Genomic DNA, 24,717 nt, shown 5'->3' with positions numbered 1-24,717 from the left:
ACTCTGCGGACTCCACTTATTCACGGTGATCGGATGATTACTCGTTGGCTGCTGGCACCACTTTTACTGGCGATGGCACAGGGTGTTTCCGCTGAGCCAAGCACGTATGTTTGTGCCGTCGAGCAGTCTGTTGGCCTGCATTTCGACAGCCAGACAACCACATGGGCACCCACAACGTTCAAGCCCGGTCATGAATATGTGCTTCGTCGCTTGAGTGAAGACGATCTAAAAAACAACAAATACCGTAGTTTTTTAAATCGCGACCCGAAATCAAACTGGGCCTTTTTCGACGGAGAGATGCCGATAGCGACATGTGTCGAGAATGCTTTCAACATCACGGTGTGTCGGCATGTGACGGCGGATGCCAGCTTTGACAAGGATTCACGCAGATTTGAGATCGTTTATCACGGTGGGTATGTAGACCAAGGCTACTGGCAACAACTGAAGCGGGAAGACCCAAAACAGTACGAATCGCTTTTGTCTTCAGGTGACGGAGCTGATGCCCTGCATCCCGATGATCTGGTGATTAACATTGGCAAGTGCAACCCAGATCGCTAACGGAACGCGCCCTAAGCCACAAGGGGCCTGTGTTGTCTCGCGTGCAACCAAGGACATGATTAGGGAAAGGGATCACTCGTGTCGACTGATTGCTTGCCGGTCGAAGGAGCGATAGCGAGCACTGTACAGGTGAAAGGGTTATGGCAATATGACGCCATGCGTCGTTGAGAAATGCCTTCATGCTGGCGCGCACATAGGACGTGAAATGACATCGCTGGCAGCCCATCTCTCCTGGCTTGAACCCAAGGGCACGTATACCTCAGCTTGTGGGCGCTCAATCCCGGTTTATCGATTCAACCACAATGCATTAGATACTTCCATAATGTCTGGCTGGGCGAGACATTTTAGAAATCACTACTGTAGCGACCAAGAACTGCGCTACTTAAAAAATCCCACAAAGACTAATTCAGAATATCTGATCACGGAAAAATTCCCTAGCGAATCGATCGCGCCAGGCCCGAGCATTCGGGCCGGGGATTTCGCAGAGATTCTAATAGCTGATTACCTTCAATATATTAGAAACTACGCAGTCCCTCGAACGCGCTATGATCGAAAGATCATCGCGAATGAATCCAGCAAGGGGTCAGACGTAATAGCTTTCAAAAAAAATCCGAATGTAATCAGTGAAAAAGATGAATTGTTGATATTTGAAGTAAAGGCAAAAGCAACTGAAAAGACAAAAATTAACGTCCTTCAGAATGCAATTGATGACTCTATTAAAGATGAAATCCGGATTGCAGAATCTTTGAACGCGATGCGTCAGAGGTTATATGATCGACAAGATTTCGATGGAGTCGACTTGATAGAACGCTTCCAGCGCGAACCTGATTATCCTTGCAAACGCAAGTATGGCGCGGCTGCGGTTTACACAGAGTCATCGCTACACGAGAGCGTGGTATGTACCTCACATGCTGGCAATCACCCTAGTGCCGACAGCCTGGAACTACTCGTGGTGAGTGGGGTTGAACTGATGTCACTGATTCACGAGCTTTATCGGAGAGCCGCAGATGAGGCTTGAAAACAAAGGTCGTGAAATCCTTGATATTACACGTGCGAAAGCAAAACAGTATGAGTTTGGAATCGAAGAGGAATATCACGTTGAGCTTCCTCAGGACCCTAAGCGATTGCTAGTGTTCACGATTGGAGTGCTCGGAGAGTTGGCTGCACTTGAATCCCGCCCCTCAGATGAGCGCGAAGAACACAAACAAGTACTGAAGCAACAATTAGTGCTAGCTGGACAATTTTTTGAATCTTTAAGCCTGTCTCGCCTAACAACCGAAATAGATGAATATCTAAAAATTTTGAGTTCGGCTTCTTATTATCTTGCCGACATGCCAGGCAGTTCATTGGTCCTAGCCAGAGCGGTTTCAAAAACTCCCGCAGAGCTGACAGAAAGTAGGCTCGAAAGATTGTTAGTGTGGCTACTAAAATCCGAACTGAATGAAAACTTTTCTCTCGCTTCATCGGGGAGCTATAACGACCAGATTCGCAAAACAGCAATAGCTTATCGCGCGTTTATGAATATGGAGGCGGATCTATCAGACGTAGAAGACGAGTTACATGAGTTCAGAAGTACCGTCTATGCGAGCGGCTCAGATCGTGAGGTGCTGCTGGCCGACACTATCAATGCTCTAATTAAAAGAAAAATCAATAATTCGTCATTGGTCTGCCTACCTAAATACACCGGCCTGGAACAGAATCGTTGGCACCAAGCGCTTGCAAACGACAAGTTTATGAAGGAGTTCTGGCCTGCCCAGCGCTTGGTGGGAAGTCTAGGCGTGCTGAAGGGTGAGTCAGCAGTTATGCAAATGCCCACTAGTGCGGGTAAGACCAAGTCTACCGAGCTTATCATTCGGAGCGGATTTCTCTCAGGTCGTGCAAAACTAGCTGTGATTGTCGCCCCCTTCCGTGCATTGTGCCGGGAAATAACTCAGGGCTTCATGGCATCTTTTGAGCATGACTCCGTCAACATCAACGAGCTTAGAGATGTTACAAGTGTGGATGAGGATGAGCAGGAATTTCTAAAATTTTTGCTTGGTGAAGATTTCAAAGGCAAACATGATCATACTGTAATTGTTTCAACTCCAGAAAAATTAGTTTACTTACTTAGGCATGAACCTTCTCTAGCCAAACAAATTGACTTGCTGATATTTGACGAAGGCCATCAATTTGATAGCGGAAAAAGGGGAGTAACCTACGAGCTTTTGATTGCTTCGCTGAAGAAAACAATACCTGAGCAGGCGCAAAAGGTGTTGATTTCAGCGGTTATGTCCAATGCAGAAACAATTGGCGACTGGCTGAATGGAGAGTCTAGCCTAAGCATCCAGGGTAGTAATTGGCTGCCATCTATCAAAAGCGTAGCCTTTCTCAGCTGGTTTCACGATATGGGTCAACTGAGTTACCTAGGGCGAGACAATAAACGCGACAGCGGCTTATATGTCCCCAAGATCATCCAACAGTCAAGCCTTAAGCTGCGAGGGAGAGAAAGCAAAGCTCGGTTTTTTCCAACAAAGACCGAAGTGCAATCAATTTCCTGCTATTTGGGACTTCGACTGTGCCAGCAGGGGCCAACAGCTATATTTTGCGGGGACAAGAGAACAGTCATCAGTCTGTGTTCAACCGTTGTAGATGTGTACAAACGAGGATTATCACTTCCTACGCCAAGCTCAGTCTCAGACACTAATGAGCTTCAGAAAATTGCGTTTCTATCACATCTACACTTTTCCGATCAGCACATTTTTTCTGAAGCTATTCCCCTAGGAGTCTTGCCTCACAGTTCAGCCATTCCAAATGGTCTCAGAATCGCGGTTGAATGGGCCATGGACAAGGGTGCTGGACACCTCGTCATATGCACCTCGACTCTCGCTCAGGGTGTAAATCTTCCAATTAAATACCTGCTAATCTCAAACTTGATGCAGGGTGGTAAAAGGATTTCCACTAGGGAATTCCAAAACCTGATTGGCCGCGCTGGACGGTCAGGTTATCACACTGAAGGTGGAATAATTTTCACTGACCCCAAAATATACGACAACCGTTTTCTCTGGAGAGGACGTGACAAATGGGCGAGAACTCTCAAACTGTTAAACTTTAGTAACGCCGAAGAGTGCCTGAGTAGCTTGATGGAAATAGTTCAGCCATTCCCTCTGATAAAAGGTGAAAATGACGTTCTAAATTTTATCTCTAACCCGTTTAGGGAAAGAGCGTTGTGGCGTGAATGGTGCGAGGAAAGCGGAATCCCTGAGGAAACCTTTACTGAACTGATGCAAGATTTGGATAAAAAGGAGCAAATCCTTCATTCTATTGAAAGCTATTTCATGTCAATTTTGAAGGATGATAGCTCCTTATTATCAACAGAATACTTTCTAGACCTAGCTTACGAAACTCTTGCCTACCATCTTGCGAACGACGACGCTAAAGATCAGTTAGTGGCAGTATTTACTGCCATCCACACAAGGTTAAGCGTGATACCTGTAGAAAAATTCTCCTATTATGGAAGGACCCTGCTTGGGCTTGATCAGCTTATTCACATCGAACACTGGATAGCATCTCAAATATTCGAGCTTGAATTTTGTGATTCTCCTCAGGATCTACTCGAAGTATGCTGGCCCTTAATCACGATATTTTCCAGAAAGAAAATCACCTCTAACATTTATCCGCAGGAGCAAGCGGTAAACATTGCCACTCAATGGTGCAATGAAACCAGTTACGCAGAGATTTTAACTTATGCCAAACTAAACAATTTTTCCGTCAAGGCAAAAAGCACTTATTATTCGATTACTCAAGAGCACATTGTAGATTTCTGCTCCGCTCTCTCTTACGATGGAATGTTAATAATTGGAGCTATCGGCGATATTGTCGAAGGTAAGGCCTTGAATGAAACATTGCTTAACCATGCCAGATCACTTCAGAATCAGCTGAAACTCGGCCTATCAGACGAATTCAAAATCTGGATACACGGTCAAGGATTCGCGGATAGAGAGGTGTGCAAGTTCATCAGCCAGCAATTTGAAAGTGTTCGAGAACACAAAAACATTATTGACTACAAAATATTCAAAAACAATAAGCAGCTGCTAAAAGAAACATTGTCGAGACTGCCTACTGCGTTTTCATTGCCAAAATTTATTTAAGGATGGTCTGAAGTAGTCACGCTTTTCTGGCTGACTTCAGCCTCCGCTGATTTTGAAAACGGCGAATCGACCAAAACGATCAGATCATCCGCGTATTTCTGCGCTTTTAGCCGCCGCGAGCACCTCGCAACGGTCATTTCCCACATTACAGGCGCACCTCTCCTGTACTCGTCAGTAAATGTCGGCGTGCCATCCACAGATTCGACAGCGCGAATAGCGTCACCAGTTGCGCGGTGTTTTTGGCCAGGCCACGGAAGCGCGTTTTCACAAAACCGAACTGGCGCTTGACCACCCGAAACGGGTGCTCGACTTTGGCGCGCACCTGGGCCTTGGCCTTCTCGATCTTGCGCTTGGCTTTGTATAGAGCGCTACGCTTACCCAGCTTTTTGTAAGTACTGCGGCGTGCCGCGATCTGCCAGATCACCTCGCGCCCATCATGCTCGGTACGTTTCTCGACGCCGGTATAACCGGCATCGGCGCAGACCACGTTCTCCGCACCGTGCAGCAATTTGTCCACCTGAGTGACATCCGCCACGTTGGCGGCTGTGCCCACCACGCGGTGCACCAGACCTGACTCGTCATCCACACCGATGTGCGCTTTCATGCCGAAATAGTACTGGTTGCCCTTCTTGGTTTGGTGCATTTCTGGATCGCGTTTACCGTCCTTGTTCTTGGTCGAGCTGGGCGCATTGATCAGCGTGGCATCGACAATGGTGCCTTGGCGCAACGACAACCCTCGGTCACCCAGATAGCCATTGATCACGGCCAGGATGCCGGCAGCCAGCTCGTGTTTCTCCAGCAGTCGGCGGAAGTTGAGGATGGTGGTTTCGTCGGGAATACGCTCCAGATTCAGCCCGGCGAACTGCCGCAGGATGGTGGTCTCGTACAGCGCTTCCTCCATCGCTGGATCGCTGTAACCGAACCAGTTCTGCATCAAATGTACACGCAGCATCGTCATCAACGGATAAGCCGGACGACCGCCTTCACCCTTCGGGTAGAACGGCTCGATCAGTTTGATCAAGCCGTTCCACGGCACCACCTGATCCATGTCGATCAAGAACAACTCTTTGCGGGTCTGCTTACGCTTGCCTGCGTACTCGGCGTCAGCGAAGGTCATCTGTTTCATCGGAAAGCTCGGCGGGTGGAGTCCCGGTATTTTGCCAAAATCAGGAAGTCTTCTTCAGAGTTTCCCTAGAGAATTCGGAAAAAATCGTACGCTAAGGTTTTTACCCCACTAGCGCCGGGCATTTTCGAACGCAGCGGTGACAATCTTAGCCAACGACTCCATCAATGCCTTTCGCTGATCAAAGCGACCATCAGACAGATCTATGACCTCGTAGGTGACTTGGCTGCCGCCCTGCTGAGCGGGTTGCAGGATGATTCGTCCCAGCTTGCCCAGCGTGTCGTGTTGAACGTTGAAAGCGAAGCGACCGCCGTCAAGAAGTTCTCGATCTGCCTTGATCTCTTTCGGAAACATAATCACGGCCTCACGTTCGGGTTGTGAATATTAGGGATGAGGGAGCAACGGAGCAGAAAGTGCACTTAAGCCCGGTGCCCAGCCGTAAACCTAATCGTCCAGCTCTAATTGCAAAGCAGCCTCGAAGTTCTGCCCTCCATAAAAAATTCCCAGGATGGCAACCTGCTTGGCATCAACGGCAAAGGCAATTACAGCCCGCTTGCGATAGTTCGTGATACGCAGACCTGGGCGTATATCGTCCCTTTGGTTCCCTCGATGCGGGAACGTCCGTAGCTCTTCGCAATGGCTCACGATGGCATCGGTATAACGCTGGGCAGTCTCCGGCGACGCCGCCGTGGCAATGTAGCGATAGAGCGCAGCCAACTGTTCTAGGGCTTCCGGTGCAAACTCGACGGTATACGCCATTACGATTTTGCAGTGGCGTTCTGGTGTTCTGCCGACAACCGGGCACGCACCTGATCGACGCTCATCGCACGCGAAGGGTCTGCTTTCAAGGCATCGTAAGCCGGGGCTACTTGGCCAACGAGCCAGCTTTCCAAGGCGCGATCACGGGCTAGCAGCGCCCGCAGGCCATCACGGATCACTTCGCTTTCAGTGGCATATTCACCGGCAGCGACCTTGGCTTTCACTACGTCGGCCATCTGGATGGGCAGAGTGATACTGAATTGTTGAGTGCTTCGCATAACGAACCTCCTGGACAAGATAGGATTTAATCCTACTCCACTCTGCAAAAGATGCACATGACTTCTTAGGTGCAGCTACGTGTCAATTTGGGCTACACCTCAACACGGCGTCAGGCTGGCAGCCTGTACAACGTCAAGCTAGAGCTGGCTTCGGCATTTTCTGACACCTCACGGCCAGCCTCTATGGCTTCAACCTGACAGCTCGCATGCTTACCGTACGGTTTTGTCCGTTTTCTCTATCGACCCCACTCAGGCAATGTTGCTCAGCTGACGGGCCGCGCACACCAGTTGTTCCAGTTGATGGTAGACCATGGCACGGTCCATTTGCAGCAGGGGCTGGCGATTCCACAACACCCGGTCCTGACTTACGGAATCAAGCCCCAGCACGGGTTTGCAGGTGTCCTGACTGAACAGGTTTTGCTCTTCGACCGGGGCGTGTTCGGCCGGCGTCACGTTGACGAACATCAGCAGGTAACCGACGGGGTGCTCAGTGAGATGGCAGACATGCCTGTCAAATTGCAGGCTGGTAATCGGATCGATGGTCGAGGGGGCCGGCAGTGACAGTGAGAGATAGAGCTGTTTGATCGCTGCTTGAAAGTGCACGGTCATGATGATTTCCGAGGGCTAAAAGAACGCATTAGAGCAGTACGAAAAATCGCTAACTATCAACCACGGTTGGAGTTTTTAACTTTTTATGAAGAGTTTTGCCGAACTGGCACCTCTGTAAAAAATTACGACCAATCCTGATAGGTCGCCGCTGTAAATATCCCTAGACTTCTCGTCAAGGCAATACAGGAGGAAGTCATCTTGCAGATCAACTCGTTCGCTCATAGCTACGGCGCATTCCCAACCCCCGCTCCTGGCATACAGGAAGTTCGGTCCAGCAACCTGAGTGCTCGTCCGGTCGACACCGACCCGGCTGCAAAACTGCTCGCAGGTCGCCATGAGTCACCTCAGGGAGGCGGCCTGCTCTCACGTATCCTAACCCAGATCGTCCGACCGTTTGCGGCGGTGCGGGAGTGGATCGGCAACTTGCTGGGTCACAACACCCCTCGTGCCCCGCAGGTGGCATCCCGGCTCCAGGCGCCGCCCGTTTCTACGGCGGAACTCAAATTGATGATGCAGCAGATTGCCCTCAAAGAAGCCCCCAATGGCTTGGCCAAGGCGGTTCAATTGGCTAATGTCACTGCCGCGAATCTGCTTGAAAAACGCAGCGCGCTTGCCACCGGCAATGGCGCCTTGCGCTCCGTGGCTACCGCGTTGAAAGCCGTCAAGGACCACTCGCAGAGTGCTGACAATCGTTTGGCGGCGACCACGCTGCTGGATCAGAAAGTGGCAGGCATTTCCTTGCAGCAGTGGGCCACGGTCGGCGGGTACGCCAGCGCTTGGTTGCAAGAGGCGACCGCGCCGCAGTTGGCGGAAGCCGCGCAGCAACTCAATCAATTGGCCAGCGATGTCAGCCATTTGGAGCAGGTGGTCGGTCGGGAGTTGAGGGGCGAACCCGTGACCCCGCCACCCGCCGATAAATTGGCCGATACGCTGCTCGAGCATTTCGGTCTGGAGGCCGAACAGTACCTGGATGAACCCAAGAATGGCCAGACGCCTGCCTTCAGCGATGGGGAAGTGATGGCCATCGGGCTCTACACCAATGGTGAATATCAGCCGTTGAACCGCGCTTTGCGGGCCGACGAGGCGCTGAATCAGGGTCAATCGGCAATTGTTGAGGGGTTAAGCTCGGCCTTCGACAAGGTCGACGCTGACGAGACCGTCGTCAAGACCTTCCGAGGCACCCGCGGTGGCGATGCGTTCAGCGCAGTTGCAGAGGGCCAGAAAGGCCAGGACGCGGGTTACCTGTCGACGTCCATGAATGCGCAAACCGCCAAGGATTTTGGTAGCTATGGCACCCAGTCGACCGTGTTCGGCAAGTCCGGGCTGGATGTCAGCGACGTCTCGATCGAGGCAAACGAACAAGAGATCCTCTACAACAAGGATACCGAGATGACCGTGCTATTCAGCACAACGGACAGCCAGGGCGTGACCAAACGCGTGCTGGAGGAATCTGCGTTGTCCGCAGACAGCGGAAGTAAGAAGGGTTTGCTAGAAGCGTTGGACTTACCTGCCGGACCGAAGGCGCAGGCAGGTGATGCGCTGAATCAGGACCCGCGCTTGAGGCTGCGTGGCCTGGATCTGGCCTGATCCAGGTGCTTGCGCCCAGAGCCAAATCTCGAGCTGGTGTTCCTCAAAGGCACTCGGCAGGCCCTGTTCAAGCAGCCGCCGAATGCTCGGCCCGAGCAAGTCTTTGCGGGCGGTCCAGAGGTGTGCGGGGCTTGCCTGGAAAAACTGGCGCAATACGCTGCGTTTGAGCACTGTCGGAAGCCTGCCGTGGCTACTCCAAGTGTTCCATGTAGTACTCGGAAAAGCTCGTTAGCGTGGCGAACGACGACAGTATCAGTATGGCCGACACCACTTTCTTGCTTTTGATTACCTGGCCCTTGGTGCGCGCATCGCGGAGTTTCTTTGGCGTGGGTTGTTCGGTTTTTTCGGCACTCATGGTGTCTCCAGTACTGGGGGCGATTCACTTAGGCCGAGTGGTAGGGCTTGGTTGGCTTTTTCACGAATCCTGGTAATGGTCTGTCGAGATGGATTGCAGCACCTGGCCCGCTTTGTCCCTTGGGCTCGCGTACGGGCCAGCCGAGCGTTCGTGCGTTCGATCAACAGATCCCGTTTGAACTCAGCTACCGCCGAAATGATCCCATGCTCAAAGACTGGACTAAACGTGACTTAAGGAAGGTCTGAAGTAGTCAGCGATTTTTTGATGCCCTCATTGGTCAATCAAAAAAACGCTGGCAGGGTCAGAAAACAGACCTTTCCTGTTACTCACTCATCGTTTCACCCTTGCGCGGCGCCTTTTCAAGGCGCTTTTTGCGCATTACAGACGTACCTCTCCCGCAACCAGCAGCCGTTTTCGCATCATCCACACGTTCGACAGCGCAAATAGCGTGACCTGTTGCGCGGTGTTTTTCATCAAGCCGCGAAAGCGCACTTTCGTATACCCAAACTGACACTTGATGACCCGAAACGGGTGTTCAACCTTAGCGCGTACCTGGGCCTTGGCGTATTCGATTTTGCGACGCACCTGAGCAATAAAACTCTTCTTGCCGTGCTTCTTATACGTGCTGGGCCGTGCGGCAATTGACCAGATCATTTTGCGGTTCTGATGCTCGGGACGCTTGTCCACGCCGGTGTAACCGGCATCGCCAGACACGTACGACTCTTCGCCATGCAGCAACTGAGCAACCTGCGTCACGTCCGCGACATTCGCCGCCGTGCCCACCACGCTATGCACCAAACCCGACTCGGCATCAACGCCGATATGCGCTTTCATCCCGAAGAAATACTGGTTCCCCTTCTTCGTCTGATGCATGTCGGGATCACGTTTTCCGTCTTCATTCTTGGTCGAACTCGGCGCATGAATGATCGTTGCATCGACCACCGTACCCTGGCGCAACATCAGGCCACGGTCGCCTAGATAACCGTTGATGACCTGCAAAATTCCGCCGGCCAACTCGTGTTTTTCCAACAGACGCCGGAAGTTGAGGATCGTGGTCTCATCGGGAATCCGATCCAGGTGCAACCCCGAAAACTGGCGCAGGATCGTGGTCTCATAGAGCGCTTCTTCCATCGCCGGATCACTGTAGCCGAACCAGTTCTGCATCAGATGAACCCGCAACATCGCCATCAGCGGGTAAGCCGGACGACCGCCGTCGCCCTTCGGATAGTGTGGTTCGATCAAGGCAATCAAGCCCTTCCAAGGCACGACCTGATCCATCTCAATCAGAAAGCGCTCGCGGCGGGTCTGCTTACGTTTGCCGGCGTACTCGGCATCGGCGAAGGACATCTGTTTCATCGTGACTCAACCGTCGTGTTCGGGTCGGGCGGGTATTTCACCAGATTTGGAAGGCTTCTTCAGAGTTTCCCTAACACCCGGCGAATTGTACCCCGCGACCTTGTTGAGATGGTCCTCGATCGTCTTGCGTTTGAAATTGTGCAGGCGGAAGGCCTCGACAATCGAAATGCAGTTCGTGCGTGCGTAGATGCCACCATCAATTTCCCCTACCCCTTTTTTCGAAGCAGAGCTACCTATCCTCGCCTGGTCTTTCACCGTCCAGTTCAGGTAATCCAAGCGGTGGCCCAGCAGCGAAGTCAACCAGTCATTGATCAAGTTTTCCTGATCTATCAGCGCTTGTGCGTCAGGGTCCGTAGGGCGGTACAGGTTGTTTTTACGCGTTAGAAGTTCCAGGGTAACGCTGTAGATATTGCTGGAGATAAACTGTTCCAAGGCATCTGCGTCCGTCGCCTGACCGAACACCAGACTCTGGTCGTGCGGTGCCAATGCACAGATCTCCCGCCACATGACTCTCGCGTGGGTATGGTCAGGCTTGATGTACAGGTCCGTCACATGAGGGGAACTTTTCAACCGCACGACGTTGCTGTTTCTCAGGCGCTTTTCCAGGGTTTCGAACGCCCCCTTCTGCACGGCCGGGAATTCGCCATGAAGGTTCTCGACCTCATGCAAATGCTTCAGCGCATCGTCCACCCGCCCCTGTTCTTGAAGGTGCAAGCAACGGATAGACGCAAGTTCGCAAGACCGCTGGAAGCGATCGGGCAGTTCACGCCAGACACGATCCAGTTCTTCCCACCTCTTACATTCGACCAGAAGCCCCAGTGCTTCCTCTAAATCCCTGGCATCCACCTGCTTCAACCCAACAGCACGATAGACCTCGTACCACTGCCCATACAGTTGCCAAGGATCGATGTCTACGCCCGTCTTTTTCTTTTTGCCGAGGATCCGACTCGCCTTGAGTCTTCCCGTCGCGTAAGTGAGCTGCTTACGCTCTTTCAACAGGGCATCGAACAGGTGAAGCGCACGCTGGGCATCGACCGTCAAGCAGCAGTTCGCTATTAGCTGTCGAGCATACTGGTGGGCCTCGTCACTGGCCTGCGTGGCGGTGTCAAGGAACAGCTCCAGCTCGTCAATCCGTTGCTTATCGTTGAGGGCCGCGTCCTCCGCAATCGCTTTAAGCTCGATCAACTCGGCCAGCGGCTCAAACGAGACAGAAGAGTGGCTGCGTCGAACGGATGCGCCATATTTCGCCAGATGCCGTGCAAGCGATAACTGGCCGGCATTGGCCGCCATCATGGCCACCCGGAAAATCTCTGGAATCCAGACAATCCTTTCAGCCTCGAAGTCCAGCGTGATCACGTGCTCGAGGATGCGCGCTTTCCTGGCAGACGATAGCGTTGCTTCGAACAGCTCAAGCAAGCCGCCAATGGGTGTTGGCCGCTCTCGCAGTATGCTCAGGAACGCCGTGAAATCATCCTCCGCGAACAGGTTGCTGGCCTGGCACACCCGCGCCCACAACTGAACCTTGCCGTGCCCAGCTCCATCCTTGAGCACCTCGAACACCCCCGCTAGGCGATCATTGGCAAAACCGAATTCCCGAATCAAGGCCAGCAGGGCTTCGACGACATCCTTCTTGAAGCCTGATTCAGCATCGACAACCAGCGCTAGAAGAAGGCGCAAGTGCGTCCTCACCGCGCCAAAAAAACCTCTGCGGCCTGCTTCAGAGCCTTCAGGCTCGTCAACAACCAAATCATCGAACGCATGAATCAATTTTCGCCGTAGGGGCTTGTTGCAAAGGCGCAGCAGCCCACTCCAGTCAAAGCTGTCGAAGACCGGGCCGTCGTCTATATCGACATGCACGCTCGTGAAGCGCTGTTGCAGAAGCCAGAGATAGTCGTTCACCAATAGCGTGGCGACGTGTCCGGCGGGCGCTGTTTCCGGCGCACCCTTGCCCATGAAACCCGCCGACAACGCTTCGATGCACCAGAACGAAAACATCCATTGCGCAAGCGGCAACTCGTCGTGCCTGTCATTCAACTGCTTGTGCCTAGCCACCAGAAAATCAGCCGCCGAGGCGCAATGGTCCTTGAAAAGAGGCAAAGCTCTGCCGCCTTCGGGTCGGTGATACTCCATACGTTCGACCGCCTGCTTCAGCCCCTGGAGCAGCACCAGGCCTTTGCCCTCGGCATGAGGGGCGGTCTCGCGTTCCGCCAGCCACGCGAACACTTCTGCAATCGCTAGCACCGTGTCGCGCGCAGCCTCGGCGTCAATCGGCTCATCGTGGGCGATGGCATACACCTCCAGCGCCTGGGCGAATACCAATTGCTGCCACGCCCTGTCGTAGTCGTAACGGTCCGACAAGCGCTGGGAGGCACCATTAAGGCGCTGGTGGACCTTGATCAAGCCGATATGACTGGTTGCCCTGTCAGACAGCAGCAAGCATAAATAGGGTGAAAGGTGAATTTTCCTGAACAGTATCTCTGCCAGGTGCGGCGCCTGCGCCGAGTGCTGCAACAAACGGCGCGTGTAAGGAAAACTGTCGCGCCGTACGCCGTCTTCGCATTCGTACTTCACGATGCCGGCCACGAGATGATGGGTCGTCTCGTAGTCGTAATAGTTCCCCGCCCCTTTCCACCACTGGAAACAATCAAAAAAGCGCGCGCTCCGCAGGCGCCGAAAACGCTCGATCACGTCGCCCAGTTGGGACAGGTCCAGTGCTGGGCAATAGGCCTCCTGCTCGGAGCCGGTAAGCACCTCAGCTGAATCCCGCCGTGCAGGTCGCACGATGGCATTCATGCGATTCGCGGCCAGTGCGATATCGGCCGCGCATTGCTCCCAACTATCCCGCAGAGAGTCATCGGCCATCACGTACTGGAATGCACCGGCTAGAAAATCCTCGCGCGCCTCTGAAGAGCGGAACTTCAGGTGAAAAACATACGGCCGCCTGTAAGCCAGTACCATTTTCAACCACCATTCCTCGAACGCCACTTCCGGGGTTTCCCTCGAGGCCCGCAATTGTTCCCACAGCAGCGTGCCGACCCCGACAAGGTCGTCGTCTTCGAAGGAAACCTCATACCCACCGTGTGACGCAGACAACTTGTCGCGTGCTTGCAGGTAGCCCACGTCAGTAACACGGTCCTCATCGACACGAACATGCGGCGCCACCCAGCCGTCGACTCCGTGTCTGATGTTATAAAGAGACGCCACTGTCGCAAGCTGTTGCTTCAACTTTTGCGGCATGTCGTCGGCGACGGGAACCGGCCTGACCACCTCCAGCAGCCCACTTTTGAAGGTCACCACGCGCTGCTGTTCAAGTTCGGCCAGCGGCACAGGGTCTTTCAGCGCCTGCCAGCCCTCCAGGTCATGCAACCAAGTTGCCTGCTCTTGCAAAAGGCCGAACACCGTGGTGCGGTTCAGTATGCGAGGATAAACAGTGCTGGCCGCCAGCAACTCAGCGATATAGCCATGCAGGGGTGTGATGAGGTCGGGCTCGCCCTGATTCTGACGTTCGTAAAAGTCGAGTTTCTTCTCGAGATCATGAATGAGACGTGCCGTATCCACCCCATGCCTCCTTGCGCCGCTGGAAATAGCCGGTCACGCTACCACTCCGGGGGCAGGGGCGCATTTGAATTTCGTGCGCGCAGCTTACCTAGCTACGCCGTGCGCCCTGCAACATTGTTTTCCAATCCTGAACCCAAAGTGTGTTTTCTGAAAAACAGCATCCCTCATTCCCTGATTGGATCGTCATTGGTTGGGACAGTGAGGCTAAAGCGGGTGGGAATACTGGCTCTATGAACATCAATCGATGAACAGGCGCGTTAATTTCGAGAGCATTGAGCCAGTAATCTCAGGCTCGTGAGCTGCTTATGAACATCTGACATCGCCCACTTGTTAAATCATGTATTGCGCTACAAGCACTCGTTGAGCGCTTACTGATCGAGTGCTTCCACGAGCTCAATTTTCTCCAGCTCAGTTGCGAACGTTCTACTGCCCAGGAATATTTCAACAATCAGCTGTCACCGATGGAGTTTGAAAAACGTTATGCAATGAGCTCGCAAGGTGTCTAGAAAATCCGGGGCGATTCATTGATTCAAGTTAAATAGGCTAGACTGCGCTCCTACCTTGCACAGGCCAACATACCATGCACTCTGCGCGCCTCTCCAATTCCTATACAGTTCTGGCCATCGACGACGATCCGCAATCGCTGATCGTGCTGTCAAAGACGCTGACCACTGAATATGAGGTGCTGCTGGCCAAGAACAGCGAACGCGGGATCGAGCTGGCTCATAGTTCCAGACCTGACCTGATCATTCTCGATATCACCATGCCGGGCATGGACGGTTTCCAGGTGCTCAGTGAGTTGAAGAACCATCCGGCCACGGCGACCATTCCGGTGATTTTCCTGACCTCGCGCAGCAGCATTGAGGACGAGCGTCTTGGCTTGCTGCTTGGCGCTGCGGACTACATCGCCAAGCCGATTTCGCCGCCAGTCGTGCTGGCCCGGGTGGCGGCGCAATTGGGGTACCGGGACAAACCGCTACATAGCCCGCAGCCGGCCGCCGAGCCGTCAGCGGGCAGCAATATGCGTGACGGTTTTACCTGCGCACTGGCGCTGCAGCTGGCGCAAAACCCGCACATTCGCCTGGATGCGCTCCTCGATACCCTGACGATCCTGCTCGACAACAGCGTCGTCGAAAGCGACCCGGCGGAGTTTCGCAGCGCTGCCTGCCTGGCGTTGATCGGCCTCAATCAGCCCTATGCCAGTCTTTCCCAGGCGCTCGTCAATAGCCGGTTGCTGATTGAGGAAATACTCAACCATGTCGACCCGGAAGACCGTTTGCTCAACCAGGCCTGGAGCATCAGCCACGCCAGCGTTCTGCTCGATAGTCGGGCAAGCGCTAAAGATCTCGAGTCCACGCCACTGTCGACACGCCTGTTCACCCTGGCCTTGATCTATCACTTGGCGCTTCTGCAACCCGGCATCGATCTACCCCAACGGCATGCCCACGCCTTCAGGCAGATGCTCGATCACCAGCAACTGATGTCATGCCTGCCCAGTGACCAGCAGGCACTGTCAGCGGCGATGCTCACCGCCTCCTCTAACTTTCCCGGCCTCTGAGCAAACAGCGAGTATTCACTATGGCCAACCTGGAAGATCTAGAGCTGTTTGTACTCATCGCCGAGTTGGAAGGCCTGTCGGCTGCTGCTCGTGCCATGTCCATCACCCCCGCCGCTGCCAGCATGGCGCTCAAGCGTCTGGAAAACCGCTTGGGCGTGCGGTTGTTTACCCGCTCCACCCGCACCATGAAACTCACCTCCGAGGGCGCACGCTATCTGGAAAGCGCGCAGCATGCTCTGAAGATCCTCGCAATGGGCAAGCGCTCGTTGACTCATGATGACGGCATGCTCGAACTCACCGTGTCTTCAGACCTGGGGCGTCATCTGTTGCTCGACCTGCTGGCCCAACTGAAGCAGGAGAAACCGAAACTGCACATCAAGCTGTCTCTGAGCGACAAGGAAGAAGACCTGCTCAAAGGAAAGTTCGACGCAGCCTTGCGCTTTGGCCGCAGCCTGTCATTGGATCTGGTGGAACTGCCGGTACTCAAGCACCACCATTTCATTGTCTGTGCCGCCCCGGCTTATCTGGCCGCAAACCCGGCACCCGTCACCCCGGCGCAACTTGGCGAACACGACTGCATCATCAGTCATAGCATCGGCCGGCCGGAATCGCGCTGGCGTTTCCATGCCCAGGGCGAGGTCGAAGAGGTGCGGGTGCAGGGACTCTTCCACTGCGACGATGGCGACGCCGCCCGCCGTTGGGCCCTGGCCGGCCATGGCGTGATCTACCTGCCGCTGTTGACTGTCGCCGACGACTTGGCCGCCGGCCGCCTGCTGCCATTATTGGGCGGCTGGCTGGGGGATCCGGCCCCGCTGAACCTGGTGGTGTCGCACCGTTCGCAGATCTGCGAACCGTTGCGGGCCCTGCACCGTCGACTGGTGCAAGTATGTGAGGAGCGTGTGGCGGCCTGTCAGGCGCTCCTCACTGCATGCGGTCGGTGACCGACTGGCGGTAGTGCACCAGTAAAGCGTGGGCCTGGGCAAACTCCAGGTCATAGATCAGTTCCTGGATAACCCACAAACCGGCGCCGTCGTCTTGCTGGCACAGTCGATCAATCAGGCTCAGGGCTTCGGCATTGTCCTCCACCAGCAAACGAGCAAGTCGATCCAGTTGCAGATCTTTTTCGTCATTTATCAGAGGCCGACTGACAGCCGTTGGGGGCACCGCCTCGGCGGTAAAATCGGCAAGATCGGCGAGCACCGGCCGTAGACAGTCAGCCACGCGGTGAATCAACGACGCGGTATCAACCTCGCGCGTGCAGCCTTCTTCCAGCAATCCTGCAGCCTCTTGCAGCGCCGTCGCCCCGATATGCCCGGCACACCCCCTCAGACTGTGGGCCAGACGGCCGATGGCGGTCGTGTCCAAAGCTTCATGAGCAAGCCAGAGATGCTCAAGCAGTTGCTGATTATCCGCATAAAAAATCCTTAGTAGATGCGCGTAGAGCGCTTCGTCCTGATTGACCACCGCAAGGCCAAGTGCGGTGTTGATCGACGAGCCGTCGAGGGCCAGCAATGACTCCGGGGGGGACACCATTGCCGCCGACGGTGACTCAATGACCGACGGCAGCACCTGCAATTCCCGCGTTTTGATCCAGCACACCAGAGTCCGGTAGAAAGCCTTGATCTCCAACGGCTTGGTAATGCAATCGTTCATTCCGGCAGATAAGGCTCGGCCCTTCACATCCGCCAGGATGTTGGCCGTGACCGCGATGATCGGCAGCCTCTGCAAATGAGCATGAAGGCGAATCTGCCTGGCCGTTTCGTAGCCATCCATGACGGGAAGCTGGCAGTCCATCAGCACAGCATCGAACTGTGTGTCGCGCATCAAGAGGTTAAGCGCCTCTTCGCCACTCTCCGTCATCACCACGTGGACCTTGGCGTGTTGCAGTAACCCGTCCACCACTTCCTGGTTCAACAGGTTGTCCTCCACCACGAGGATTCGCGCACCGGCTAATAGCTGCGCATAGTCGCAGGTGGACATTCCCGAATCAGTGAGCGTGGTAACACCACCGGTATTACCCGCCCAGCAAACCGGTCTGGGCGACAGTTCTTTGGTCGACGCAGGGTGCGCCAACTTCAACTGGGCCGTGAACTTGAACTCACTGCCCTGCCCCTCGATGCTGTTGACCCAGATATCGCCCTGCATCAGACGCACAATGCGCCTGGAAATCGTCAATCCCAGCCCCGTGCCGCCGTACCGTCTGCTGATGGACGGGTCGGCCTGGACAAAGGCGCTGAACAAGCGGATGCGCTGCTCCTCACTCATGCCCAGTCCCGTGTCAGCGACGCTGAAGCACAGCATCGCGGTGTCGCTCCATTGACTCAGTTGGCGCACACCGAGGGTCACATGCCCGACGTCAGTAAACTTGATCGAGTTGTCCACCAGATTGATCAGCACCTGAGTGAGGCGAAATGGATCGCCAATATAGACGCGACTCAAGTGTGAAGGGATATCCAGCCGCAGCTCGATGTTCCGCTCACGGGCGCGCTGACTCATGAGGCCGAGCACATCCTGAACCATCTCATGAAGATCGAAGCTGACCTGTTCGATACTTAACTTGCCGGCCTCGATCTTGGACAGGTCCAGCACGCTGTTGACGACACTCACCAACCCCTTGGCCGCGCGATCCATCTTCTCGATGTATTGTCGTTGCGCCCTCTCCAATGGCATGCCCAGAACCAGATGAGCCATGCCGATGATGGCGTTCAACGGCGTGCGGATTTCATGGGACATGTTGTCGAGAAACTCGGACTTGGCCTGGGTCGCCAGCTCCGCCTCCTGGCGTGACTGCTGTACTTGCGCCTCCACTGCCTTGCGCTCGCTGATATCGAAAATAACCCCGTCCAGGTACTGCGGCAAGCCATTGTTCTGGATGATCTGGCCCTTGTCATAGACCCAACGCACTTCGTTGCTGGCCATAATGATCCGGTATTCGAGGATATAGCTGGTGCTGTCCAGGCTGCGGTTGAAAATCTCCAGGTCATCAGGGTGAACGATTTCCCGATAGGCATGCCCGGACTGGAAATGGTGCGCGGGGTAGCCGCTGAGCGTTTCTATGGCATCGCTGAGAAATACCATCTCGCGCTCACGACTGGGCAGACTGCGAAACACAACGCCGGGAATGTTCGCAATCATCGACTGCAGTTTGGTCTGACTGTCCACGATGGATCGCTGCACTTCGATTGACTGGGTGATGTCCTGCAGCACCCCGGTCACACGAATGGCCTCTCCCCGAGCGTCGCGTTCCATGACCTTGCCGATGTCCAGTACCCATAACCAGCGCCCGCTCTTGTGACGCATCCGGTATTCGGCGCGATACTCGCCGACGCGATGATTGAGGTGGTCCATCAGCCTCGTCATGGTCGGTTCACGGTCTTCGGGATGAACCAGGCAGGTCCAGCGTTCCAGACCATTGCCAAATGTCCGATCAAGCTCCGGCTGACTGTAGCCGAGCATCCGCATCCAGACATCGTTGTTGATGATAGTGCCCAGGCTGACATTCCAGTCCCACAAGCCCAACGCGCCACTTTGCAGCGCCAGGTCCAGGCGCCGCTCACTCTGTTCGATACGTTGCATATCACGCTTGTGTTGCACAGCATCGGTCAGCCGCCGCAGGCCAGCCCAAAACATCAGGAATAACAACAGCGCACTGGCGCCTTCGATCAACAGAAACTGACCTTCGGAAAGGACTGCATCCAGGCTGTCCAGCCTGATAACGGCCCAGGAACCATTCGGGTCGTTCCAGTCGAAACTGGTCCGGGACACGGCGTAGCGCTGCCCCTCGAATGACACCACCGGTTGCTCGACATCGAACGGCAGCCGTTCAGGTACGCCGTTGGTGAATGGGTAGTTGCCAAATTGCTGGCGCACATCACCGGTAAATGTCTCAGGTGACCACGACCGATCAGACTTGAGCAAGAGCGAGGAAAGATTGGAGGACAGCACGACCCCACCAGGCGAGAGAATCATCTGCAGATGGTGGCGGGAGGTTTTGTTCAGCTCAGCGTCCAGAACCCGTGCATCAAAGCCCGCCACCACCACGCCGATAGCTTTATCCTGGCTGGTGCTGGAGGCATACACCGGCGCCGCCATAAAAAACATGCGCTGGCCCAGTGTGCGGCTGATGGCACCGTAGACAGTCGGCTTGCCCTGCATCGCGGTCTTGAAATAGGGGCGAAAGCCTATGTTCAAACCTTCCACCGAACGTCCAAGGCTATCGTACGCCGCCACAATCACACCCTGCTGATTGACGACATAGGCATGACCTGCGCCAACCACCAAGGCGAGGCTTTTCAATGGAGTGGCGGCCTCTACTTTCAAAGCGGTCGAAGGCGCAGGCTCGCTGATCACCTGTTTAAGCGACTGCGCATGCCGCCCGAGCATCGACAGTGCGCCAATGGCGAAACCGTCAGCGTTCCAGGTGCCAAGGCGCGCGGCATAGTCCTCAGTCATGGCCTGGGTATCGATCCGGTAACGCTGCTCGGCCTGTGCGCGGTAGAGATTGCCCAGCAGCAGCCCACCACCGACGGAAAGGATTATGCCCAATGCGTAGCAAAACACTTTATGGCGATCAAAGAACGTCATTAATCTATGCAACATCGGATCCCCCGCTGATCACCCTGCCCGTCACTGTAACCCTCCACCACCTGCTGCGCCTCGATCAGCGTCTCGCCAATTGGCGGGGGAACTCCGGCGGCAGGAAATCACGATCCGGATCGTAGTCCGGCTTGAGGAAGTCGCAGAGCGCTCGAAGATCCTCAGGGGCCAGGGTTCCGACCGACTGCTTTAGGCGCAGTGTATCGAGAATGTAGTCATACCGGCTGTTGTTGTACTCGCGCACAGCGCTGTAGAGCTGACGCTGGGCCTCCAGCACATCGACGATATTGCGCGTACCGACCTGGAAACCCTTCTGCGAGGCCAGCACCGCGCCCTGGTTGGAAATGATCGATTGGCGACGTGCCTGAATCTGTTCGACGCTGCTGTTGAGACCGCGGTGCAGATTTCGGGTCTGCTCGACCACCTGGCGACGCAGGTTATCGTTGAGAGCATCGCGCTGGTTCAGCCGGTGATGCGCTTCGCGCACCTGAGAACTCACCTGGCCACCGCTGAACAGCGGGATATTGAGTTGCAGCCCGATCGAGCGTTGCTCGACATCACCGCCATAACCGCCACCTCTGAGGCTGCTGTTACCGTAGCCGAGGTTATCGTTGTCGCCGGTCTGATAACGCAGCACCGCATCCAGGGTAGGCGCATGCCCGCCCTTGCGCGCGCTCAGGGTTTGCTGCGCGGCTTCCAGGGCCTGCCGGCTCGCCAGCAGTGTCAGGTTTTGTTGCATGGCGGTGTTGACCCAGGCGGGTGCATCGTTGGGTGTGGGCAGCAACACTGGCATATCGTGGCGCACGCCCTGGATTGCCGGATATTGCTGATGGCTCAGGGTATCGAGGGCTTCGAAGGCATCGTCCAGTTGTTTCTGCGCGACGATTCGACTGGCCCGTGCCGTGTCATGGCTGGCCTGGGCCTGCAGCACATCGGTGCGATCAGACACCCCCAATTGCAGCCCTCTGTCAGCCTGTTCGAGCTGACGCTTGAACGCCGCCTCCTCGGCTTTGCTCGCGGCAAGACCATCCTGCGCCTTGAGCAGGCCAAAATAAGCCTGAGCGCTGTCGAGCATCAGCTTCTGCTCGGCCGCTGATAACTCCAGCAATGCCTGTTCACTTTGCGCCTCGGCAGCCTTGAGGCTGAACCAGCGATCGATGCGAAACAGTGGTTGATTCAACGTCGCTTGATAACTGGTACCGGCTGCGCCGGTCTGCTGCGCAGGCTGTTGCAGTGTGGTCTCATTGTTATTGATCTCCGCACCCGCCGAAAACGTCGGCAACAATGCGGCCCTTGCCTGGGGCACAGCCTCGGCCCGGGCAGCCTGGTCAAAACGGGCGGCGGCCAGTTCGGAGTTGTTCTGTTGAGCATCCTGGTAGACCTGCCAGAGATCGCTGGTGGCAGCGATGGCTGGCGCGGCGGGCAGCCAAGCGACCAGCAGCCAGCCGGCAACGGCTTGCCGTGAGAAAATTATTGATCGGTTCATGATGCTGGGTTGTTCCGCAAAAAAAGGATCGAAAGTACGCCAGCGACAGAAGGAGCATTGCGCTCCTCCTGTCAACTCCTCTGCGCCATCAAGACATGGAAGGCACCAGAACGCTTGGTACACTCTGGCGGTTCATCGGCAGTTTCTCGCGGCTACCGCCCTCATCAGGGAAAGCCGCCATGACACCGTTTAACTTGGCCAGATTTGGACTCTTCGTGTGTGCGAAAACACCCCCCTCATCTAACGGCTTGGCGGACTGCTGCTTGCTCCAGGACAATTGGACAAGTCCGTCCTGAAGACTTTCCTTTTCAGCGAAGTGCTTGACCAGGTGATTGATGTCGATCACGTCCCAGTTGCTTTTCAGTGAAATCAGCAGGTGACGATGCACCGCTGCCTGCTCGCCGAGCACCTTACGGATCATCAGTGCGGTGCCCGTCGCTGAGTCAGTCAGAATCAGGTCGTCGCCATGCCGGCTGACCAGCATGTCTGGCGAAACGGTCGGCGGCAGAATCAGGCGGTCCAGTGCCAGGCCTGAATCTTCATTGTCGATGACGATGGTTCGGTAGTGCCCCAAGCCTTCTCGCTCAGACGGTAAGTATCGTGACCACCGCCACCATGGAGCACCAGCGTAGCGATCCCGGTGAGCAGCGGTGGTGCCAGTTCGTCTGTGCCGCTTGCCCCCCCCGTGCCCTGAAGCAACAGGGAGGAATCGGTACGGTCGACCCCGGTGAAGTGATTCCAGGCCTGCGCGCCCTCGCTGTTGACCCGATAAAGAACCTGGGCTGTCGAACTGTACACATAGGCCGCCTGCTCGCCTTCGCCTACCCCGACAAAATCAAGGTTGTCCGTGGCAGCGATGCCTTTGCCGGAGAACATCTGGCCACTGTCGATATCGAACCAGCCTCGACTTGCTTTGCCTGCAAGGTCAGCACACCCTTCGCCCGCCACTGCCCGGCCAACTCGGCAAGGGCTTTTGGCAAGCGCGTCAGGTTGTCCTGCTGCCATTTTTCATCGACTGCCACCAGCTGTAAGTTGCCCTTGTTGGTGCGCAACAAAATCTCGCCGCTGTGCGTTGTCAGACGCAATCCACTCTCGACTTGCAGCACTGACTTGAGTTGCATCGTCGGTGTCAGTTCGCTCACGACAGGAATTTTCGCCGCTGCATCCAGCACTGCATCGTTGCCGAATGCCGTGGCCAACGCATCCGCAGCCATGGAGGGCTGGAGATAAAGTTTGCCGCTGCCGGATTCGAACAGCCGTGCCGTGACCCATCGTCTTCAAAGCCGACAAATTGCAATGGCTTGCCCTGCAATGACGACGCAGCAACCACCACACGACCACTGTGGTACCACACCGACAGCGCGCCTTGGCCGTCGCGATCCTTGACCCCGAACACGGCCAGGGTGGCGTCAGTGCGGTGACCTTGGGCAAGTCCAGCCACCACGTCGGACGCCCTTTTAGCCAATGCTCATTGACGCCTCGTAGCTCAGCGAGCCCTGCGCATCAAGCCGGGCCACACGCCCGTCCACAGTGACCACAAGCAGTTGGCCCTCCAGCGCCAACACGTTCGCCAGCTCCGGGATATCCATGCGCAAGGCCGTTGGATGAGTGGCATCGAGAATCGCCTGGCCTGCTCCGTTCTGGCGGAACAGGACCTTTTGCGACTGCTGTAGAAGAAAAACACTTCCTGCCCGCCGGGCTGGGGAATACTGCCCGCCAATACAGATCGGCCGGAATTGTCCAGGCACTGCGGGTGCTCTCGTGCGCTTCAAAACGCAGAACATGATCAGCCGGCGGTGCCAGATTCGGCTTGATCAGCGTGCCATCGGCGGTGCGTATCCATAACGATGCGCCACGCCCGCCGCATCGGTTCCATACACCGTGACAAGGCGGCGGGAACCGGATGAATCAGCCGCCCACCGACCTTGTAACCGGAGTTTCGCGCTGCGTGCTGAAGCTTTCGTAGCCTTGGCAGCAAGTTCACGAATGCATCGCCATGCTGACGGGTACGCGCCAACAGTTTGAGCAGAGCATCGTCGCCGACAGCGCTGACCAGTTCCATACGATCACCAACGAGGCGGTAACCGAGTTCGCCCTCGCCGTCTTTCATCTGATACCGACGCGCCAGATAGACCTCTCCGCCCTCCGCCCACAATCGACTGATCTTGCCCACGCTGTCGTTGAACCATGGCGTGTACTGCGCGTCGACCTTGCCACTGGCGATATCGACGCGCCATGCCGCTGCGCTCTCGTCATCGTGGAAGTAGGCGTAGTCACCTATCACCGCGCCGAGCTGAGCCTTCCCGGCCTTCACTTCGGAGGTGTCGGTGAACATCATGCGGTCCTTGGCTACGTCGTAGTAAGCGCGTCCAAGATTGCGCCCGTTGTGCTGGTAGTTATCGACTACCACGTACTGCCCATGTAACTGATGCGCGCTGGCCAGATCCTTCAGATGTTTTTCTATTCCCTGGCCGGGAGCTTGCCACTTGCTCGCATCCTCGGACACCACGCGAGCACTCAGGTCGGTGAAATCGACTTCGCGCACTTCGCCCTTGCCATTGGCCAGCAGTACCCGTCCATTCGTGGCCGGATCCAGTAGAACACTGACCCCACGATCACCACCCGATCCCGCAGGACTGGATGTTGCCTCCAGCGAGCCGGCTAGTGTCGATGATCCAGCGCGAAGGCTTGTTGCCCACCAGGCTGTATGGAACACCGCCACCCACCGTGCCATCGAGTGAATGGATCTCAACCTCGGTATTCGCAG

General features: G+C 55.5%; 22 protein-coding genes. 6 read left to right on the top strand and 16 right to left on the bottom strand.

Annotated elements, in window-relative coordinates; genetic code table 11:
- Positions 1 to 33: 33 nt before the first annotated feature.
- The 3 genes from ATI02_RS00095 (at position 34) to ATI02_RS00085 (ending at position 4,685) form a co-directional block, all read left to right on the top strand.
- Positions 34 to 558 carry a hypothetical protein gene (locus ATI02_RS00095; protein WP_100845116.1) on the top strand — a complete coding sequence of 175 codons (525 nt, stop codon included), beginning with the start codon at positions 34 to 36 and terminating at the stop codon, positions 556 to 558.
- Between the two features lie 205 nt (positions 559 to 763).
- Positions 764 to 1,576 (top strand): Hachiman antiphage defense system protein HamA, encoded by an 813-nt coding sequence (locus ATI02_RS00090; protein WP_090202121.1) that lies wholly within the window; start codon positions 764 to 766, stop codon positions 1,574 to 1,576.
- On the top strand, positions 1,566 to 4,685 hold the full coding sequence (locus ATI02_RS00085; RefSeq protein WP_100845115.1) for a DEAD/DEAH box helicase: 3,120 nt from the start codon (positions 1,566 to 1,568) through the stop codon (positions 4,683 to 4,685). Before ATI02_RS00090 ends, ATI02_RS00085 begins: the two co-directional genes overlap by 11 nt.
- A gap of 145 nt (positions 4,686 to 4,830) precedes the next feature.
- On the opposite strand, the gene ATI02_RS00080 is transcribed toward ATI02_RS00085, so the two are convergent.
- The 5 genes from ATI02_RS00080 to ATI02_RS00060 all read right to left on the bottom strand — a co-directional run bounded on the left by ATI02_RS00080 (position 4,831) and on the right by ATI02_RS00060 (position 7,454).
- Positions 4,831 to 5,811 carry an IS5 family transposase gene (locus tag ATI02_RS00080; protein WP_100845114.1) on the bottom strand — a complete coding sequence of 327 codons (981 nt, stop codon included), beginning with the start codon at positions 5,809 to 5,811 and terminating at the stop codon, positions 4,831 to 4,833.
- A 108-nt stretch (positions 5,812 to 5,919) separates the two neighbouring features.
- The gene (locus tag ATI02_RS00075) at positions 5,920 to 6,168 is read right to left on the bottom strand and encodes a hypothetical protein (RefSeq protein WP_157815116.1); all 249 of its coding nucleotides are present in this window, start codon (positions 6,166 to 6,168) and stop codon (positions 5,920 to 5,922) included.
- 84 nt (positions 6,169 to 6,252) lie between these two features.
- Positions 6,253 to 6,567, bottom strand: a complete 315-nt coding sequence (locus ATI02_RS00070; RefSeq protein WP_100845112.1) for a type II toxin-antitoxin system RelE/ParE family toxin — start codon at positions 6,565 to 6,567, stop codon at positions 6,253 to 6,255.
- Positions 6,567 to 6,845, bottom strand: a complete 279-nt coding sequence (locus ATI02_RS00065; RefSeq protein WP_100845111.1) for a ribbon-helix-helix domain-containing protein — start codon at positions 6,843 to 6,845, stop codon at positions 6,567 to 6,569. Before ATI02_RS00065 ends, ATI02_RS00070 begins: the two co-directional genes overlap by 1 nt.
- Positions 6,846 to 7,094: 249 nt before the next feature.
- Positions 7,095 to 7,454 (bottom strand): CesT family type III secretion system chaperone, encoded by a 360-nt coding sequence (locus ATI02_RS00060; protein WP_100845110.1) that lies wholly within the window; start codon positions 7,452 to 7,454, stop codon positions 7,095 to 7,097.
- Between the two features lie 198 nt (positions 7,455 to 7,652).
- Here ATI02_RS00060 and ATI02_RS00050 point away from each other — a divergent pair, with 198 nt between their 5' ends.
- On the top strand, positions 7,653 to 9,041 hold the full coding sequence (locus ATI02_RS00050; protein WP_146166118.1) for an ADP-ribosyltransferase: 1,389 nt from the start codon (positions 7,653 to 7,655) through the stop codon (positions 9,039 to 9,041).
- Between the two features lie 190 nt (positions 9,042 to 9,231).
- Here ATI02_RS00050 and ATI02_RS00045 read toward each other — a convergent pair whose 3' ends face one another.
- From ATI02_RS00045 to ATI02_RS00030, 3 genes are all read right to left on the bottom strand, one after another.
- Positions 9,232 to 9,396: an EscU/YscU/HrcU family type III secretion system export apparatus switch protein gene (locus tag ATI02_RS00045; protein ID WP_100845107.1), complete on the bottom strand. Its 165-nt coding sequence runs from the start codon at positions 9,394 to 9,396 to the stop codon at positions 9,232 to 9,234.
- A 378-nt stretch (positions 9,397 to 9,774) separates the two neighbouring features.
- Entirely contained in the window at positions 9,775 to 10,752 is a 978-nt protein-coding gene (locus ATI02_RS00035; RefSeq protein ID WP_100845106.1) for an IS5 family transposase, read from the bottom strand.
- A 6-nt stretch (positions 10,753 to 10,758) separates the two neighbouring features.
- Positions 10,759 to 14,310 carry a hypothetical protein gene (locus ATI02_RS00030; protein WP_100845105.1) on the bottom strand — a complete coding sequence of 1,184 codons (3,552 nt, stop codon included), beginning with the start codon at positions 14,308 to 14,310 and terminating at the stop codon, positions 10,759 to 10,761.
- Between the two features lie 580 nt (positions 14,311 to 14,890).
- On the opposite strand from ATI02_RS00030, the gene ATI02_RS00025 reads away from it, so the two are divergent.
- Both ATI02_RS00025 and ATI02_RS00020 read left to right on the top strand, forming a co-directional pair.
- Positions 14,891 to 15,868, top strand: coding sequence for a response regulator (locus tag ATI02_RS00025; RefSeq protein ID WP_095190778.1), 978 nt, complete (start codon positions 14,891 to 14,893; stop codon positions 15,866 to 15,868).
- Between the two features lie 20 nt (positions 15,869 to 15,888).
- Positions 15,889 to 16,809 carry a LysR family transcriptional regulator gene (locus ATI02_RS00020; RefSeq protein ID WP_095190779.1) on the top strand — a complete coding sequence of 307 codons (921 nt, stop codon included), beginning with the start codon at positions 15,889 to 15,891 and terminating at the stop codon, positions 16,807 to 16,809.
- On the opposite strand, the gene ATI02_RS00015 is transcribed toward ATI02_RS00020, so the two are convergent.
- The 8 genes from ATI02_RS00015 to ATI02_RS32460 form a co-directional block, all read right to left on the bottom strand.
- The gene (locus tag ATI02_RS00015; RefSeq protein WP_100845104.1) at positions 16,790 to 20,467 is read right to left on the bottom strand and encodes a PAS domain-containing protein; all 3,678 of its coding nucleotides are present in this window, start codon (positions 20,465 to 20,467) and stop codon (positions 16,790 to 16,792) included. The two genes, ATI02_RS00020 and ATI02_RS00015, sit on opposite strands and share 20 nt — an antisense overlap.
- 61 nt (positions 20,468 to 20,528) lie before the next feature.
- Positions 20,529 to 21,950: a TolC family outer membrane protein gene (locus ATI02_RS00010; protein WP_100845103.1), complete on the bottom strand. Its 1,422-nt coding sequence runs from the start codon at positions 21,948 to 21,950 to the stop codon at positions 20,529 to 20,531.
- 88 nt (positions 21,951 to 22,038) lie between these two features.
- Entirely contained in the window at positions 22,039 to 22,524 is a 486-nt protein-coding gene (locus ATI02_RS32485; RefSeq protein ID WP_244196543.1) for a hypothetical protein, read from the bottom strand.
- Positions 22,461 to 22,748 (bottom strand): hypothetical protein, encoded by a 288-nt coding sequence (locus tag ATI02_RS32480; RefSeq protein WP_244196542.1) that lies wholly within the window; start codon positions 22,746 to 22,748, stop codon positions 22,461 to 22,463. The genes ATI02_RS32485 and ATI02_RS32480 overlap by 64 nt, the downstream gene beginning before the upstream one ends.
- 23 nt (positions 22,749 to 22,771) lie before the next feature.
- Positions 22,772 to 23,164, bottom strand: coding sequence for a hypothetical protein (locus ATI02_RS32475; RefSeq protein WP_244196541.1), 393 nt, complete (start codon positions 23,162 to 23,164; stop codon positions 22,772 to 22,774).
- Positions 23,089 to 23,394 carry a hypothetical protein gene (locus ATI02_RS32470; protein ID WP_244196540.1) on the bottom strand — a complete coding sequence of 102 codons (306 nt, stop codon included), beginning with the start codon at positions 23,392 to 23,394 and terminating at the stop codon, positions 23,089 to 23,091. The genes ATI02_RS32475 and ATI02_RS32470 overlap by 76 nt, the downstream gene beginning before the upstream one ends.
- 13 nt (positions 23,395 to 23,407) lie before the next feature.
- The gene (locus ATI02_RS32465; RefSeq protein WP_244196539.1) at positions 23,408 to 23,698 is read right to left on the bottom strand and encodes a hypothetical protein; all 291 of its coding nucleotides are present in this window, start codon (positions 23,696 to 23,698) and stop codon (positions 23,408 to 23,410) included.
- A gap of 38 nt (positions 23,699 to 23,736) precedes the next feature.
- Positions 23,737 to 24,684 carry a TcdA/TcdB pore-forming domain-containing protein gene (locus ATI02_RS32460; RefSeq protein ID WP_244196538.1) on the bottom strand — a complete coding sequence of 316 codons (948 nt, stop codon included), beginning with the start codon at positions 24,682 to 24,684 and terminating at the stop codon, positions 23,737 to 23,739.
- Positions 24,685 to 24,717 lie beyond the last annotated feature (33 nt).

Source organism: Pseudomonas baetica (assembly GCF_002813455.1).
Classification (GTDB): Bacteria; Pseudomonadota; Gammaproteobacteria; order Pseudomonadales; family Pseudomonadaceae; genus Aquipseudomonas; species Aquipseudomonas baetica.
The sequence above is the reverse complement of the archived record's forward strand: the minus strand, read 5'-3'. Positions and strand labels throughout refer to the sequence as shown.